Origin of the sequence: Streptomyces coelicoflavus (genome assembly GCF_003112555.1) — a bacterium.
Lineage (GTDB): Bacteria > Actinomycetota > Actinomycetes > Streptomycetales > Streptomycetaceae > Streptomyces > Streptomyces coelicoflavus.
Map to the genome: position 1 here is coordinate 113544 of NZ_BEWB01000019.1, position 16399 is coordinate 129942.

Genomic DNA, 16399 nt, shown 5'->3' on the forward strand with positions numbered 1-16399 from the left:
GTGTCGGCAACGGTCACCCTCGCCGAGACAGCGGGCTACAACGGCACGGTGCTCAACGGCGCCCTGCTGGTGGCCCTCCCCATCGCCCTGCTCGGCGGCCTCGTCTCCTTCTTCTCCCCTTGCGTCCTGCCCCTGGTCCCCGGCTACCTCTCCTACGTGACCGGAGTCACCGGCACCGACCTCGGCGAGGCCCGGCGCGGCCGCATGGTCGCCGGCGCGTCCCTGTTCGTCCTCGGCTTCACCGCCGTGTTCGTCTCCAGCGGCGCGCTGTTCGGCTACTTCGGCCAGACGCTCCAGGAGAACCGGAGCGTCCTGACCAACATCCTGGGCGCGTTCATGATCCTCATGGGCGTCTTCTTCATGGGTCTGATGCCCTGGCTCACCCAGCGCGAGTTCCGCTTCCACAAGAAGCCGGTGAACGGCCTGGTCGGTGCCCCGATACTCGGTGCCCTGTTCGGCATCGGCTGGACGCCCTGCATCGGCCCGACCCTCGCCTCCGTGCTGGCCCTCTCCGCCGACCAGGGCACCGCCGGCCGCGGCGCCCTCCTGACCGTCGCCTACTGCCTCGGCCTCGGCGTCCCCTTCGTCCTCGCCGCGGTCGCCTTCCGCAAGGCGCTCGGCGCCTTCGGCTGGATCAAGCGGCACTATGTCTGGGTGATGCGCGTCGGCGGCGTCATGATGATCGCGACCGGCCTCCTGCTCCTGACCGGCGCGTGGGACAGCATCGTGCAGGACATGCAGACCTGGTCCAACGGCTTCACTGTGGGGATCTGAGCGATGAGCACCACTTCGAAATCCAGCCCCGGGACCGACCCCGGCACGCGGCCGAAGGCCGACGGCGACCCCCAGGAGCTCGGCGCCGCGGGCTCCCAGCTCTCCACCGCCCCCGCGGAGGAGACCCCGAACCTCCCCTCGCTCGGCGTGATCGGCTGGTCCCGCTGGTTCTGGCGCCAGCTCACCTCGATGCGCGTCGCGCTGATCCTGCTCCTGCTGGTGTCGCTGGGCGCGATCCCGGGGTCGCTGATCCCGCAGGACGGCGTCGACGCCATGAGGGTCGAGGAGTTCCGGGACAACCACGACATCCTGGGGCCGGTCTACGACAAGCTCGGGTTCTTCCACGTCTACAGCTCGGTGTGGTTCTCCGCGATCTACATCCTGCTGTTCGTCTCCCTCATCGGCTGCATCGTCCCGCGCACCTGGCAGTTCGTCGGCCAGCTCCGCGGCCGGCCGCCCCGCGCCCCCCGGCGCCTGGACCGGCTGCCCGCCTACACCACCTGGCGCACCGCGGCCGAGCCCGAGGAGATCCGCGAGGCCGCGCGGAAGCTGCTGAAGAAGCGCCACTTCCGCGTGGACGCCGCCGATGACGCCGTCGCGGCCGAGAAGGGCTACCTGCGGGAGGTCGGCAACCTCGCCTTCCACATCGCGCTGATCGTGCTCCTCATCGCCTTCGCCTGGGGCCAGCTCTTCAAGTACGAGGGCAACAAGCTGATCCTCGAGGGCGACGGCTTCTCCAACACCCTCACCCAGTACGACGACTTCAAGTCCGGGAACCTCTTCGACCCGGACCACGACCTGGCCCCCTTCAGCTTCACCCTGAAGGACTTCCACGGCACCTACGAGGCGACCGGCCCCAACCGCGGCACCCCGCGCATCTACGAGGCCGAGATCACCTACAGCGAGGGCGCCGACGGCGCCGTGAAGTCGAAGACCGTCGAGGTCAACAAGCCGCTGAACGTCGACGGCTCCAAGGTCTACCTGGTCAGTCACGGCTACGCCCCCATCCTCACGGTCAAGGACGCCAAGGGCGACGTCGTGATGGACAAGCAGGCCGTGGCCCTGCTGCCGCTGGACGGCAACGTCACCTCCTCGGGCGCCGTCAAGGTCATGGACGGCTACCGCAACGCCAAGGGCGAGAAGGAACAGCTCGGCTTCAACGCGTTCTTCCTGCCGACCTACGGCGGCAAGGGCAGCGGCATGCAGTCCACGTTCCCGGCGCTGATGAACCCGATGCTCGCGCTCTCCGCCTACCACGGCGACCTCGGCGTCGACGCGGGCATCCCGCAGAGCATCTACCAGCTCGACAAGACCAACCTGGAGGAGTTCAAGGACTCCGACGGCAAGCTGTTCAAGCAGCAGCTCGCCGTCGGCGACACCATGACCCTCCCGAACGGCGCCGGCACGGTCACCTTCAACGGCGTCCAGGAGTGGGCCGGCTTCCAGGTCACGCAGCAGCCCGCCAGCGGCTGGGCGCTCGGTGGCGCCGTCGTCGCCATCTTCGGCCTGGCCGGCTCCCTGTTCATCCAGCGCCGCCGCGTCTGGGTGCGGGCGGTGCGCGGCGCCGACGGCGTCACCGTCGTGGAGATGGCCGGTCTCGGCCGCAGCGAGTCCACGAAGCTCCCCGAGGAGCTCGGCGACCTCGCCGGGGTCCTGTACGACCGGGCACCCGGCGCGCCGGACTCCTCCGACGCGTCCGAGAACGACGACACTCCAGATTCCCCCGACACCCCCGACACCCACGCCGTCACTGCCGAAGGGGCTGAGAAGAAATGAATCTCGCCGCCGCGACCAACGAGGATCTCGCGAACCTCAGCAACACGCTGATCTACTCCGCGATGGCCGTCTACACCCTGGCCTTCTTCGCGCACATCGCCGAGTGGCTCTTCGGTAGCCGCAGCAAGGTCGGCCGTACCGCCGCCGCGCTCACCGCCACGAGCCGGGCCAAGGCGGGCGCCGCCAAGGCCGGACCGGCCGTGACCGTGAAGAAGGCCGGCGGTACCGCCGTACTGGAGCGCCCCGAGGTCGTCGTACGCACCGCCTCCGGCTCCCGCGACGTGCCCGACGGGCCGGGCGCGCACGGCGGCACCGAGAAGGGCGACCTCTACGGGCGGATCGCCATCTCGCTCACCGTCCTCGCCTTCGCCCTGGAGGCCGGCGGTGTCCTCACCCGCGCCCTGTCGGTGAAGCGGGCGCCGTGGGGCAACATGTACGAGTTCAACATCACGTTCACGACGGTCGCCGTCGGCGTGTACCTCGCGCTGCTCCTGCTGAAGAAGAACGTCCGCTGGCTCGGCCTGCCCCTGGCCACCACCGTCCTGCTCGACCTCGGTCTCGCCGTCACGGTCCTGTACACGGCGAGCGACCAGCTGGTGCCCGCCCTCCACTCGTACTGGCTGTACATCCACGTCTCGACCGCCATCTTCTGCGGCGCGGTGTTCTACGTCGGCGCGGTCGGCACGATCCTGTACCTCTTCAAGGACAACTTCGAGAGCAAGCTGGCCTCCGGCGGCACCCCCGGCCGGTTCGCCAGCTCCGTCCTGGACCGGCTGCCCGCCGCGGCCTCCCTCGACAAGTTCGCCTACCGCGTCAACGCCGCGGTCTTCCCGCTGTGGACGTTCACGATCATCGCGGGCGCCATCTGGGCGGGCGACGCCTGGGGCCGGTACTGGGGCTGGGACCCCAAGGAGACCTGGTCCTTCATCACCTGGGTCGCCTACGCCTGCTACCTCCACGCCCGCGCCACCGCCGGTTGGAAGGGCCGCAAGGCCGCCTACCTGGCCCTGGCCGCCTTCGCCTGCTGGATCTTCAACTACTACGGCGTCAACATCTTCGTCTCCGGCAAGCACTCCTACGCCGACGTGGGCCTGGGCGCCCTCCAGTCCGTCGGTTTCTGAGCTTTCCGAACAAGGCACGGCCCAAGGCCGGTTCCGGTGACCCAGGTCACCGGGACCGGCCTTTCGTGTGCCGTCCGGAGACGTGAGGTTTCCGGGGAGAGTCCGCCGTACGGGGGGTGACCGGTGCGCCGACCGGGAACCGTGGGGGTGTTACCGGGAGTCCGATGCGGGGAGGGCCCGCCCAGGGAGCGGGCCGCGGCATCGCGGGTGCGGGGAGGGCGGGGCGGTGGCGTCGGTACCACTGACGGCGGGGGATCCGGTACGCGTGGGGCGGTACCGGCTGCTGGCCAGGCTGGGCCAGGGGGGCATGGGCCGGGTGTACCTTGCCCGGTCGCCCGGTGGGCGTGCGGTGGCGGTGAAGGTGGTGCGGGAGGCGCTGCTGCGGGACGAGGGATTCCGGCGGCGCTTCGTCCGGGAGGTGGCGGCGGCCCGACGGGTGACGGGGTTCTTCACCGCCGCGGTGGTCGACGCCGATCCGGAGGGCGACCCCGCCTGGCTGGCCACGGAGTACGTACCCGGACTCTCCCTCCAGGACGCGGTGGCCCGGCACGGCGTGTGGCCGGGGGACGCGGTACGCGGCCTCGGCGCCGCCCTGGCGGAGGCACTGGCCGCGGTGCACGCCGCGGACCTGGTGCACCGTGACCTGAAGCCGTCCAACGTCCTGCTGGCACCTGACGGCCCCAGAGTCATCGACTTCGGCATCTCGGCGGCGGTCGGCGACACCGCCCTCACCCAGACCGGGACGGTGATCGGCACCCCCGGCTTCATCCCTCCCGAGCAGCTGCGCCACGAGGCCTCAGGACCGGCCGGTGACGTGTTCGCCCTGGGCGCGGTGCTGGCGTACGCGGCGGCGGGCGTCGGCCCGTTCGGCGCCGGGGCGTCCCACGCGGTCAACTACCGGGTCGTGCACGAGGACCCCGACCTGCGCGCCCTGCCCCCCGCCCTCGCGGACGTGGTGGCCCGGTGCCTCGCGAAGGAGCCGGCGCAGCGGCCCACGGTGGCGTGGCTGCTGGACGAACTGGGCGAGTCGGAGACCCCCGCGCCGGACGGGGACGTGACGACCGCCGGGTGGCTGCCGGGCCCGGTCGCCGAGTCGGCCGCCCGGCTGCGGGCCGGGACCCCCACCGAACCCCTGCCCCGCCCGGGGGACGCCACCACACGGACCGCTCCCGCCCCGGCCCCGGCACCGCCCCGCGCCCGGCACCGCCGCCTGCGGACGGTGCTCGCCACCGCGACCGCACTGGCCGTCACCGCGACCGCCGTCGTGCTGTGGAGGGTGACCGCCGAAAACAAGGAGCCCGGCCGGCCGCCCCACCTGGAGCAGCTCTGGACGCACACCCTGGCCGACGGACAGCGGCTGTCGGTTTCCTCTCAGGACACGCTCTACCTCGAGCACGAGAAGGACCACCGGATCACCGCCCTGGACGTCACCGACGGCTCGCGGCGCTGGGACCGCCGGGTACGGGTCGACGACGTCAGCCAGGACACGGGCCACCTGAAGAGCGTGGGCAACGACATCCGGATCACCGGCGTCTCGGGCGGCCTCCTGTTCTACGGCAGCAACGACCACCTGTACGCGGTGGACGCGGACGACGGCGACCACCGCTGGCGGTACGTGGACCACACCTTCCACCCGTCCCCGGTGGTGGTGGGCGACGCGGCCTACGCGGACATGGTTTCGTTCTTCTATGTCCTCGACACCCGCACGGGGGACAAGCTGTGGGACTACGGGTTCGGAGTCAACGCCGACGGCAGCAACATCGCCGTCACCGACGACGCGCTCCTCGTACACAGCAAGAAGAAGCTGATCGCCGTCGATCTCCGTACCCGCAAGCAGAAGTGGACCCACCAGGCCGCGAGCGAAGCGGAGACCGGTCTCGTGGTGGCGGACGGCAAGGTCTACTTCGGCACCCTGGACGGCGCCCTGTACGCCGTCGACGCGCGTTCGGGCGAGGAGGAGTGGCGCCGCACGTTCGAGGGCGAGTTGTGGGACGGCAGGCTCGGCGAGGGGGCGGGCATGCCCCGAGTGGCCGACGGCACGGTGTACTTCGAGAACGACGCCTACGTCTCCGCCTTCGACGCGGACACCGGATCGCAGCGGTGGCGGCGGAAACAGGAGGCCGACGAGGTGACGTCCCTGGAGGTCGTGGACGACACCCTCCTCGTCGACGCCTCGGACGGCGGACTGACCGCACTGGACACCGGGAGCGGAGAGACCGGCTGGCGGGAATCGCTGGGCGGGGGCGACGAGACGGACGTCCGGGTCATCGGCGACGTGGTGGTGACCGGGACCGACGGCCGGCTGACCGCTTACCGGGCCGCGACCTGAACCCGCCCCCGCACGGGGGGACGGCCGAGACGGACCGGCACGAGGGAGGAATGGCGGAGTGCAGGCGTACGTACCGCTTCAGACGGGCGACCCCGAGCGGGTCGGCCCGTACCGGATCGTCGGCCGGCTCGGCTCGGGCGGGATGGGCCGGGTGTACCTGGCCGGTTCGCCGGGCGGCCGGGCGGCCGCCGTGAAGGTGGTGCACGAGGAACTGGCCGAGGACCCCGCCTTCCGCAGGCGGTTCGGGAGGGAAGTGGCGGCGGCACAGCGGGTCTCGGGCCCGTTCACCGCGCCCGTGGTCGCCGCGGACCCGGACGCGGACCTGCCGTGGCTGGCCACCGCCTACGTGCCGGGCGTCGCGCTGGGCACGGCGGTCGCGGCGCACGGCGTCTGGCCCGAGCGGTCCGTGCGGGCCCTGGGGGCCGGGCTGGCGGAGGCCCTCGACGCGATCCACCGGGCCGACGTGGTGCACCGCGACCTGAAGCCGTCGAACGTGCTCCTGGCGCCGGACGGACCCCGAGTGATCGACTTCGGCATCTCGGTGGCCGCCGACGACACCAAGCTCACGACCACGGGCGTCATGGTCGGCAGCCCCGGCTACCTTCCGCCCGAGCAACTGGTCGGGCGCGAAGTGGGGCCGCCCGGGGACGTGTTCGCGCTGGGCGCGCTGCTGGCGTACGCGGCGACCGGGACCGGCCCGTTCGGCGGCGGGCCCGCGCACGGGGTCAACTACCGCGTGGTCCACGAGGAACCCGACCTGGAGCGCGTGCCGGGAGGCCTCGCCGAGGTGGTCGCCCGGTGCCTGGCCAAGGACCCGCGGCAGCGGCCCGGCGTGCCCGAACTCGTCGGGGAACTGGGCCGCTGGGAGGCGGCCGACGGCACCAGGGGCACGTTCACCGCCGGTACGTGGCTGCCCGCGCCGGTCGCCGCCGACGTCACCGCGCTGGGCGCCGAGCCGCTGCCGCAGGTGCGGCCGACCAACTCGGCGCGCGCGGAGGCCGACCTGCCGACCGTCACGGCGGGTCCGGCGCCGACCGCCGTCGCCACGGCGAGGCTCGGCACGCCGCCCGCCGGCCCCTCGTCCGCCTCCCGGTCGGCGCGGTGGGAGGGCCGGCGGCGTACGGCGGTCCTCGCCGCCGCCGGTGCCTTCGTCGTCCTGGCCGTCGTCGGCGGTCTGCTGCTGCCCCGTGCCTTCTCGGACTCCTCCGGGCCGGGCGGCGACGCCGAGAACTCCGGCACTCCCACGGCCGCCGCGAAGCAGCCGACGGTGCGGGAACTGTGGCCGTCGGAAGGGGAGTTGCAGCATCCGGAAGTCGCCCGGGGAAAGCTGGTCGGCGAGGGCGACGACGGCCGGCTGCACGCGCTGACGACCGCGGACGGTGACACCGAGTGGACGTACGACAGTCCGGACTCGGCGTACTTCGAGGGCATCGGCGACGGTGTCGCGGTGGTCTCCAGCGACGCGGAGCACACCATCCAGGGCATCGACGTGGACGGCGGCAAGCGGGTCTGGGAAGTGGACGCGCGGACGCACACGCCGTCCGGAACGGAGTTCAACCTCTACATGGGGGTCGTGGTCGCCGACGGCACCGTCTACCTGAACGCCATGTACGACCTGCCCGAGGGGTCCGACCGCTCAGCCATGTACGCCGTGTCGGCGGTGGACCTCGCGACCGGCCGGCTGAAGTGGACCAACAGGATCGAGAACATCCTGTCCGACGCGCTCGCGGTCGCGGACGGGGTCGTCTACGTCGGGGTCCGGGAGCCGGACGACACCTACTTCCACGCCTGGGACGCGGAGACGGGGGACCAGCTGTGGCGGTACAGCTCGAGAACGAGTCGGCCGTACCCGGGCGAGCTGTCGGCGGTCGCGGTCTCGGACGGCACGGTCTACTTCGGTGACGACCGCGGTGTCCTCCACGCCGTCGACGCCCGGCGGGGCACCCGGCGGTGGACCTACGACGCGGACACCGGCGGCGTGCGGCAGTGGCTCGATCCCCTCGTGGTCGCGGACGGTGTCGTGTACGGCGGGATCGGCGGCGTCACCAGCGAATACGAGTCGGGGGCCGTGCACGCGGTCGACGCCGGGTCCGGCAAACCGCTGTGGAGCGAGCGCACCGAACGCGACCCCGAGGTGCACGGTCTGCTGGACGGCTCGGTGCTCTTCAGTACCAAGGCCGGCGCCCTGCACGCCGCGGACGCCCGTACCGGAGCGACGGCGAAGACCCGGCTGTCGTCCGGCGATCCCGACGCGGCCCTCGACGGGGACCGGATCTACTTCGACGGCGGCGACGGGCGTCTGCACGCGGGCGGCGTCTCCCTCACCGAGCGGTGAGCGGCGGCCCGAAGTCCCCGCGGGCGACGCCCGTGACGACGTCCCGCAGCCGCTCCACGTACAGCCGCAGGTTCTTGTGGGCGACGTCGGTGTCCGGGTAGCGGCTCGCGAACCACAGGCCCTCGGGGAGCCGGGTGACCCAGGCGCACACCTGGTCGCCGTACGAGACCCTCAGCAGCGCGTACGCCGTCCGGTCCGACCAGCTGTCCGCGCCGGGGACGCCACGGGCGTCGACGTACGACACGATCGAGTACAGGTCGGGCGAGGTCGGCCGGAAGTCCGTGCCGAGCAGGCGCAGCACGCGGTCGATCGGCATGCGGGACAGCCGCCGGTTGGCCTGGAGTTCGGCGCGGACGGTGGCGAGGGCGCTGGGGAAGTCGTGGGCCCGGTCCACCGGGACCTCGATCGGCGCGCCGCCCACGTACCAGCCGACGGACTCCGCCCACTGCGACCGCGACCGGGTGTGGAAGGGCACGACCGTGCGGTAGACGGGCTCGCCGCCGATCTCGTGGACGATCAGCGCGGTCGCGGCCAGCACCCCGACCAGGCTGCCGCCGTAGGGGCGGCAGTACGCCTCGAACGCGGCGGCGTCGGCCGCGTCCACCAACGGCTCGCGCAGCAGCCGCTGTTCGGGCAGCGGATCGCCGGTCCTGACGCCGAGGTCGACGGGGAAGGACGGCAGCCGCCCGTCGCAGCGGCGGATGAACTCCCGCCAGCGGGCGACGACGTCGTGGCCGCCGTCGATCCGGTCCGCGTCCGCCCGCTCCGCCTCGCAGAAGTCGACGTAGGAGCCCACCCGGGGGTGCGGCACGGTCCGCCCCGCCACACCCGCGGCGTACAGCTCGCCGACCTCGGCGGGGATGCGGTAGATGGAGTACGCGTCGACGTTGCTGTGGTCGAAGGCCATGTAGACGCTGACGCCGTCGTCGCGGACGACCGCCGTGTAGATGAGGTTGGGCCAGCGCAACGCGTCCGCGACCCGGTCGAAGCGGTCCTGGAGATGCCGGGCCAGCTCGGCCGCGTCCGGGAAGTCGCCGACGTCCTCGCGGTGCAGGGCCACGGCGTCCGCGTCGAGGGTGAACCGCCGCATCGTGTCGCCGCGCTCGCCGCTCCACCGGAAACCGCTGCGCAGCGTCTCGTGCCGCAGCGTCCAGGCCCGCAACGCCTCCTGGAGCACGTCGAGATCGACCGGCCCCGGGATGTCGAAGGCGGCACCGAGCCAGGTCGGCACGAACAGGCCGTCCTCGCGCACCGACCGTGCCGTCCGGATGTGCGACTCCTGGATGTACGCGGGCGGGCGCGCGTCCTCGGGCAGCGCCGCCGCGATGTCGAGCGTCCTGGGACTGAGCGTCCACTCGACGAGGCGCCCGGGACGGATCTCGCAGCGCTGGATGTCGGTCATTCGCACGAGGAGGTCTCCGTTCGCAGATGTACAGACCCGACCAAGGGAATGCCGTCCGCGCGGCCGCGCACCCGCCGTGTCGGCACTGTTCAACGGAACGGATGGCCTCTCGAACGCCGATACGCCCCCACCGCCCGGCCGCCCTTCACCCTTCCCCCCTGCACCCTTCACGCCTCGCCCGTCACTTCAGGTACGCGTGCAGGGTGCCCGCCCCCGCCAGCATCGACCGCGTCCGCGCGGTGAGGGCCCGCCCGCGCGCCTCGACCGCCGTCCGCAGCACCTCGCTGCTCCCCGCGCGCCGCAGGTCCTCCAGCACGGGCCGGATCTGCTCGAAGAGGTGGTGGCTGCGGCGCAGGGTGCGCACCACCCGCGCGTCCCGTACGTCGGCGGGCCCGTACACCCGGTACCCGGTGCCGTGTTCCCGCCCGGGCACGAGCAGCCCCGCCGCCTCCCACACCCGCAGCGCGGAGGTCCGTACGCCGACCAGCGCTGCCACCTCGCCGATGCGCAGCCCGTGCGGTCCGTCGCCGGAACGGGGTGGTGGCGCGTCGGTGTCCCGGCCGGCCAGCGCCTCCAGGGCTTCGCCCGCGACCCGCAGCGCGACCCGCTCCTCGTGCAGCGCGGCGTGCGCGGCGTCCACCAGCGCGAGGGCACCGGCCACGTCCCCGGCGTGCACCGCCCGCATGACCCGCGTCGCCGTCACCGCCCCGTACCCCGGCTGCAACGCCCGGTACGCCAGCAGTGCCTCCCGGTGCCGCTCGCCGAACACCCGGTACCCGGCGTCGGTGCGTCCGGCCGGGGGCAGGACACCGGCGTCTTCGTAATTGCGCACCTGCTGCGTCGACAGCCCGGCCGCCCGGGCCAGATCGACGGTACGCAGACGACGCTCGCGGTTGCTCACCGGGGGCAGCCTATGCGCGGGACCGGGCGGCCCCGAAGGCCCTGGGCCGTGGCGGGGGAAGCCACGGCCCAGGGCCGGTCTGTGGAGGCGGCGGCTGTTACCGGGCGTCGGCGACGCGGTCGGTGACGCTCTGGACGGCCTCGAGGGCGAGGTCGGGGCGGTCGGTGTGGATGTAGTGGCCGCTGCCCTTGGCGGTGGTGAGTTCGGCGGCGGTGGAGAGCTGCCGCCACTCCTGCTGGCCCTTGGCCCACATCTTCTCCAGGGCGGGACCGTACTCCGGGACCGCGGCGTACTGGGACTCGTGCTTGAGGATCTCGACGGGGATGTCCCCGGCGGAGTGGACCGGGCCGTCGGCGATGACGAACTGCTCCGGGTTCTGGCCCTCGTTGGCCGCGAGCGCGCCGTCCCGGACCTGGGTCGCCGGGCCGGTGGCGTCGGCGGGGATGGTGCGCTTCATGTCGCGGGTGAGGTGGGGGACGGTGGCGTCCAGGAGGACCAGGCCCTTGACGCGGTCGGTGTGGTCGGGGGTGTAGCGGGCGGCGATGTAGCCGCCCAGGGAGTGGCCGGCCAGGACGACGGGGCGGTCGCCCGCGAGGTGGTCGAGGAGCGCGGTGAGCAGGACGCTGGTGTCGTTCACGGTCTGCAGTTCGTCCTTGGCGGGCTTGTCGCTCCTGCCCTCGCCGAGGCGGTCGTAGGAGCAGACCCGGTCCGTCTTGCTCAGGGACTTCTGCAGGGCGGCCATGTTGTCCAGGCCCTCGCCGCCGCCCGCCATCAGCATCACCAGCGGCCGGTCCGCGTCCCAGTGGCCGGAGCAGGAGACGTTGACCTTGTGGCCGTCGGCGTCGATCTTCTTCGTGCCGGTGAAGGAGGCTCCCGCGGAGGCGGTGGTGTCCTTCGCGTCGGAGTCGTCCTTGCCGTACTCCTCGTTCAGGACGAGTCCCGCGCCGGCCACGGCGCAGACGACGGCGATCGCGGCGGTCGCCTTGGCGAGGGTGCGGAACATGGGGGGCCTCCAGCGGGCAAGGGTGGGGTGGGGACGCGGTGTTGGGGGGTTCTTCCGGTCGGCCTGCGGTGCTCGGCGACTGATGAAGACTCTATGGATCCACCGGTCCCGGATCGTCACCCCGCGGTGGACACCTGCCCGTAGCTCCCTCGGGGGACAGCCCCGCCGTCCCGCGCGGCCCCTACGCCCCGTCCGCGCTGATCGACCGCCAGATCCGCTCCGGCAGGATGCGCGCCGCCTCGTCCAGGTCGACGTCCCGGACCCCGGACAGCCGGCGCCGGGCCACGGCCACGACCGGGCCCAGGACCAGGCTCTCCAGCAACGGCATCGGCAGCGGGGCCACTTCACCCGCGTCGATGCGGGGCTGGATCCACCGGGACATCGCCGAGACGGTCGGCTGCTGCGCGTCCCGTATCTCCCGGCCCCGTGCCAGCAGGCGCCGGTCGGCGCTCGGGGAGTGCACGAGGAGGGCCGCGCCGGGGTGGTCGCGGACGAAGGCGAGGTAGGCCCCGACCACCGCCCGGATTCCCTCGCGGGCGGTCTCGGCGCCGGTCAGCGCGGTGACCAGCTGCTCCAGGAGGCGTCCGGTCCAGCGCTCGGTGAGTGCGGTGAGCAGGCCGTCGAGGCTGCCGAAGTGGTGGTACAGGCTGCCGAGGCTGACCCCGCTGGTGCGGGTGACGGCGGTGACGGTGACGCCCTGTTCGCCCGACTGCGTGTAGAGCCGGAGGGCGGCGTCCAGGAGGAGGTCGGAGGTGACCTCGCCGCGGTGTTGTTTGGGGCTCATGGGCAGGCGCGCTCTCGTTTCCCGTTTTCTAGAACAATTTTCTAGAAGCTCCTTCCAATCCTAGGTCCGTCTGACTCAGACTGTCCCCTGCGGGACGCGCGAGTCCGCCCGGACTTCGGAGGGGAGCGGGCGGGCCGCGGGTCCCCGTCCGTCGGGACAACGGGGAGACGAGGCTGACGTGTTGGAGCTGGACGGCAGCGGGGCGGATCCGCTGGGGGACGGGGACCCGCGGTGGATCGGGCCGATCCCGCTGATCGGACGCCTCGGTGCCGGCGGCATGGGCCGTGTGTATCTCGGCGTCCACGAGGGCCGGTACGCGGCCGTCAAGCAACTCCTGCCCTCGGTCGTCGCCGAGGACGAGGACTTCCTGCGCCGCTTCGGGCACGAGCTGGACAACCTCGCCCGCTTACCCGGGGAGGCGACCGCGCCGCTGCTCGCGGGGGACCGGGAGGCCCGCCCGCCCTGGTTCGCCACCGCCTACGTGCCCGGCCTCACCCTGACCGAGGCGCTGGAGCTCCACGGCGGCCCGCTGCCCGCCGGTGCGCTGTGGCTGCTGCTGCGGGAGGCCGCCAAGGGGCTGGCGGCGGTGCACGCGCTGGACATGGTGCACCGCGACCTGAAGCCGTCCAACGTGATGCTGACGCTGGAGGGTCTGACCCTCATCGACTTCGGGGTCGCCCGGGCCGCGGAGCAGAGCCGGCTGACGAGGACGGGCATGGTGGTGGGCACGCCCGCCTACATGTCGCCGGAGCAGGCCTCCGGGAGACGGGCGTCCAGTGGAGCCGTGGACGTCTTCGCGCTGGGTTCGGTGCTGGCGTACGCGGCCGCGGGGCGGCCGCCCTTCGGTGACGAGTCGGGGCACGCGGTGCTGTACCGCATCGTGCACGAGGAGCCGGATCTCGGGCCGTTGCGGGAGCTGGATCCGGAACTGGCCGACGTGGTCGCGTCCTGTCTGGACAAGGACCACGAGGGGCGGCCCACCGCCGCCGAACTGCTCGTGACCGCCGAACGGCACGGACCGTACGAGCCGCCGCTGTGGCCGGCGGCCCTCACCGAGCGGCTGGCCGAACGGGCCGCCTTCGCAGGAACGTTGCCGCGGGCGGCGGACCTTCCCGCGCCCGAACCCGAACCCGAAGCCCCGGTGTCCGGGGGCACGGGTCCCGCACGGCGTGGGAACCGGCGCCGTAACCGTGTCTTCCTCGGTGTCGTCCCGATCGTGGTGGCTACGGGGACGACCCTCGCCTTCCAGCTCCTGCCGTACACCTCCGGCCCCGACGAGGCGGAGGCGGGCACCGCCCCGTCCCCGTCCGTCTCGGCGGCCCTGGATCCGACGGGTTCGCCCCCGGCGTCGGCGCGGGGCGGGCCGACCCCGAGCCCGGCCCCGTCGGACAGCGGGACCGGCAAGGCCGGGGACGACGGAGCGGACGGCCACGGCGGCGAGGACGGCAAGGACGGCAAGGACGGCGCGAGCGGCAAGAGTGCCGGAGACGGCGACAGCGACGGCGGGGGAGCGGACCGGGCCGGCGGCACGGGTGCCGGTGACGAAGACTCGTCCAGCGGCTCCGGCAGCGGCTCGGGAAGCGGCTCGTCCGGTGATTCCGGCGGGGCCGGGGACCCGCCCGGTTCCGGCGGATCGTCCGAGTCGGGCGGCTCGTCGTCCGGCGACGGTTCCGGAGGCGCCGGCACACCCTCTTCGGGTCCGTTCACCCTCAAGAACGGCGAGAACGGCAAGTGCCTCACCCAGGTCTACGGAGCGGCCGACGACGGCTCCTGCGGCAGCTCGACCGCGACCTGGAGCTTCCGGAGCGCGGCGGACGGCGCGGTCAAGGTCGTCAACGCGTCCACGGGGGCCTGCCTGAGCGCGAACATGATGGGCCAGTCCGTCGCCACCGTCGACTGCGGCTCCTTCGGCAACGCCCACCTGTGGCGTCCCGGCTCCGGGGGCAGCCTGACGAGTGTCTTCAACGACGGCTGCCTCGACCTGGCCTTCGGTGGCGGGGTCTCCTCGCAGCCCTGCCGGTCGGGAACGGCCTCGCAACGCTGGACGCGGACCTAGGGAGTGTCGTACACGGCGACCGCGAGCCTGACGAACGAGCGGATCAGCGGGTTCGGGTCGGTCCGGGGCCAGGCCACGACCACGGGGCTCGGCGGCAGGCCCGTCAGCGGGACCACGGTGAGCCCCTCCGCGGGCACGTGGTCGGCGAGGGTCATGCCGACCGTGCCGTTCCACAGCACGACCTGCTGACACTCCCGCACGGTGCGCACCACCGGCCCGGGCCGCGGCTCCCCGCCGTTCCAGTACGCCTGCCACAGCGGGTCCGTGCCCTCCGGGAAGCGGAACCAGCGGCGGTCGGCCAGCTCGACCGGCGTCAGGCTCGCCCGGCCGGCCAGCGGATCGTCGGCGCGCAGCAGGGCGCCCACCGGGTCGGCGCGCAACGTCCGCGTGGTCAGGCCGGTCGGGTCGAAGGGGCCGCGGGTGAGGGCCACGTCGACCAGTCCGGCGTGCAGCCCGCAGGTGGGGTCGGTCAGGTCGGTCTCGCGGACGGTGACCTCGACGTGCGGGTGGTGCCGGCGGTAGGCGTCCGCCAGCCGGACCACGTCCGGGTCGGTGCTGTCGCCGAGGATGCCGACGGTGAGGGTCGCGGCACCGGCCGCGGCCGCCACGCGAGCGGGCACGCGTGCGGCCCGGTCGAGCAGGGTGCGCGCCTCGTCGAGCAGCACCGCGCCTGCCCCGGTGAGGGTGACGCCCGCGGAGGTGCGGTGGAACAGCGTGGCGCCGAGGTCCGCCTCCAGTGCCCTGATCGCCCGGCTCAGCGGCGGCTGGCTCATGTGCAGGCGGACGGCCGCCCGGCCGAAGTGGAGTTCCTCGGCGACCGCCACGAAGTAGCGCAGCGTCCGCAGCTCGAGCCGGTCCATCCGGTTCACCCGGTCCATCCTGCGACGATACCCGCGCGGTATCGAGGGTGCGGAACGGGTCTTGGACGCTCCCAGTGCCCCGGCGGTGGAATCGGGGCATGAGCGACGAACCGCGGAACGACGAGAACAGCGAGAGCAACGAGAACGACGAGAACGGCGGGAACAGCGAGAACGACGAGAACGGCGAGAACAGCGCGACGGGCGCCGACCCCGCCGTGTCGGTGGTCGGCCCGGGAGACGGCGAGACGATCCTCCTCGGCACCACCCGCATGCGCGTCCTGGAGGACGGCAGCCACACCGGCCACCGCCTCGGCATGGCCGAGTCCGTACTCGCCCCGCACACCCCCGGGCCGCCCCAGCACCGTCACGCCCGGCACGACGAGGGCTTCTACGTCATCTCGGGCACGGTGCGGTTCACCGTGGGGGACGAGGACATCGACGCGACGGCGGGCACGCTCGTGATGGTCCCGCCCGGCGCGCCGCACACCTTCGCCAACACCACCGGCGAACCGGCCCGCATGCTCAGCACGTTCACCCCCGACCTGTACGTCCAGTACTTCCGGGACCTGGAGGAGCTGTACGCCGGCGGCCGCACCCCGACTCCGCAGGAGAGCCTCGGGACGATGAGCCGCTACGCGACCGAACCCGCCACCGACTTCGCCCCCCGGCCCACGCCGGCCCGGGGGACCGGGTCGTGAACGTCGCGTACTGGATCGCCGCCGGGCTCCTCGCCGCCTTCTACCTCTACGGCGGCGCGGTGAAGGCGGTGCGCGGCCGGGACGCGCTGCGGCCGATGATGGCCTGGGTGGACAGCGTGCCGATGCCCGCCGTCCGCACCATCGGCGTGGTCGAGCTGCTCGGCGCGGCCGGGCTGGTCCTCCCGCCGCTGACCGGCGTCGCGCCCGGGCTGGCCCCGGCCGCGGCCGTCGGGTTCGTGGTCCTCCAGATCGGCGCGACCGGGGTCCACCTGCGTCTCGGGGACCGGCAGGTCGCCCTCAACCTCACCCTCCTGGTCACCGCCGCCGTCACCGTCTGGCTCGCCGTGGCCCGGCCGTGAC

Annotated in this window: 13 protein-coding genes; 8 read left to right on the forward strand and 5 right to left on the reverse strand. The window is 73.0% G+C overall.

Annotation, left to right across the window (positions count from 1 at the left end):
• The 5 genes from Sco07f_RS35935 to Sco07f_RS35955 all read left to right on the forward strand — a co-directional run bounded on the left by Sco07f_RS35935 (nt 1) and on the right by Sco07f_RS35955 (nt 8335).
• Nucleotides 1-774 (forward strand): cytochrome c biogenesis CcdA family protein, encoded by a 774-nt coding sequence (locus Sco07f_RS35935; RefSeq protein WP_007387549.1) that lies wholly within the window; start codon nt 1-3, stop codon nt 772-774.
• Between the two features lie 3 nt (nt 775-777).
• Entirely contained in the window at nt 778-2550 is a 1773-nt protein-coding gene (resB, locus tag Sco07f_RS35940) for a cytochrome c biogenesis protein ResB (RefSeq protein ID WP_108990346.1), read from the forward strand.
• Entirely contained in the window at nt 2547-3671 is a 1125-nt protein-coding gene (gene ccsB, locus Sco07f_RS35945) for a c-type cytochrome biogenesis protein CcsB (protein ID WP_007387551.1), read from the forward strand. The genes resB and ccsB overlap by 4 nt, the downstream gene beginning before the upstream one ends.
• Nucleotides 3672-3897: 226 nt before the next feature.
• Nucleotides 3898-6000, forward strand: a complete 2103-nt coding sequence (locus Sco07f_RS35950) for a serine/threonine-protein kinase (RefSeq protein ID WP_159107024.1) — start codon at nt 3898-3900, stop codon at nt 5998-6000.
• A gap of 58 nt (nt 6001-6058) precedes the next feature.
• Nucleotides 6059-8335, forward strand: coding sequence for a serine/threonine-protein kinase (locus Sco07f_RS35955; protein WP_087789952.1), 2277 nt, complete (start codon nt 6059-6061; stop codon nt 8333-8335).
• Here Sco07f_RS35955 and Sco07f_RS35960 read toward each other — a convergent pair.
• From Sco07f_RS35960 to Sco07f_RS35975, 4 genes are all read right to left on the reverse strand, one after another.
• Nucleotides 8322-9743, reverse strand: coding sequence for a condensation domain-containing protein (locus Sco07f_RS35960; protein ID WP_087789951.1), 1422 nt, complete (start codon nt 9741-9743; stop codon nt 8322-8324). The two genes, Sco07f_RS35955 and Sco07f_RS35960, sit on opposite strands and share 14 nt — an antisense overlap.
• A 175-nt stretch (nt 9744-9918) precedes the next feature.
• Nucleotides 9919-10638 (reverse strand): MerR family transcriptional regulator, encoded by a 720-nt coding sequence (locus tag Sco07f_RS35965; RefSeq protein WP_087789950.1) that lies wholly within the window; start codon nt 10636-10638, stop codon nt 9919-9921.
• A 97-nt stretch (nt 10639-10735) separates the two neighbouring features.
• On the reverse strand, nt 10736-11641 hold the full coding sequence (locus tag Sco07f_RS35970) for an alpha/beta fold hydrolase (protein WP_108990348.1): 906 nt from the start codon (nt 11639-11641) through the stop codon (nt 10736-10738).
• 181 nt (nt 11642-11822) lie between these two features.
• On the reverse strand, nt 11823-12425 hold the full coding sequence (locus tag Sco07f_RS35975; RefSeq protein WP_007443756.1) for a TetR/AcrR family transcriptional regulator: 603 nt from the start codon (nt 12423-12425) through the stop codon (nt 11823-11825).
• Between the two features lie 178 nt (nt 12426-12603).
• Here Sco07f_RS35975 and Sco07f_RS35980 point away from each other — a divergent pair, with 178 nt between their 5' ends.
• Nucleotides 12604-14481 (forward strand): serine/threonine-protein kinase, encoded by a 1878-nt coding sequence (locus tag Sco07f_RS35980; RefSeq protein WP_108990349.1) that lies wholly within the window; start codon nt 12604-12606, stop codon nt 14479-14481.
• On the opposite strand, the gene Sco07f_RS35985 is transcribed toward Sco07f_RS35980, so the two are convergent.
• Nucleotides 14478-15359: a LysR family transcriptional regulator gene (locus Sco07f_RS35985; RefSeq protein WP_244942225.1), complete on the reverse strand. Its 882-nt coding sequence runs from the start codon at nt 15357-15359 to the stop codon at nt 14478-14480. The two genes, Sco07f_RS35980 and Sco07f_RS35985, sit on opposite strands and share 4 nt — an antisense overlap.
• Nucleotides 15360-15439: 80 nt before the next feature.
• On the opposite strand from Sco07f_RS35985, the gene Sco07f_RS35990 reads away from it, so the two are divergent.
• Together Sco07f_RS35990 and Sco07f_RS35995 are read left to right on the forward strand one after the other, a co-directional pair.
• Nucleotides 15440-16039, forward strand: a complete 600-nt coding sequence (locus Sco07f_RS35990) for a cupin domain-containing protein (protein ID WP_174855470.1) — start codon at nt 15440-15442, stop codon at nt 16037-16039.
• Nucleotides 16036-16398, forward strand: a complete 363-nt coding sequence (locus Sco07f_RS35995; protein ID WP_108990351.1) for a DoxX family protein — start codon at nt 16036-16038, stop codon at nt 16396-16398. The genes Sco07f_RS35990 and Sco07f_RS35995 overlap by 4 nt, the downstream gene beginning before the upstream one ends.
• Nucleotide 16399: the final 1 nt, after the last annotated feature.

Bases quoted from the DNA above. Each gene is read 5' to 3' on its own strand.
- resB (WP_108990346.1), top strand. From the start codon at position 778: ATGAGCACCACTTCGAAATCCAGCCCCGGGACCGACCCCGGCACGCGG.
- Sco07f_RS35990 (WP_174855470.1), top strand. From the start codon at position 15,440: ATGAGCGACGAACCGCGGAACGACGAGAACAGCGAGAGCAACGAGAAC.
- ccsB (WP_007387551.1), top strand. From the start codon at position 2,547: ATGAATCTCGCCGCCGCGACCAACGAGGATCTCGCGAACCTCAGCAAC.
- Sco07f_RS35985 (WP_244942225.1), bottom strand. From the start codon at position 15,359: ATGGACCGGGTGAACCGGATGGACCGGCTCGAGCTGCGGACGCTGCGC.
- Sco07f_RS35970 (WP_108990348.1), bottom strand. From the start codon at position 11,641: ATGTTCCGCACCCTCGCCAAGGCGACCGCCGCGATCGCCGTCGTCTGC.
- Sco07f_RS35975 (WP_007443756.1), bottom strand. From the start codon at position 12,425: ATGAGCCCCAAACAACACCGCGGCGAGGTCACCTCCGACCTCCTCCTG.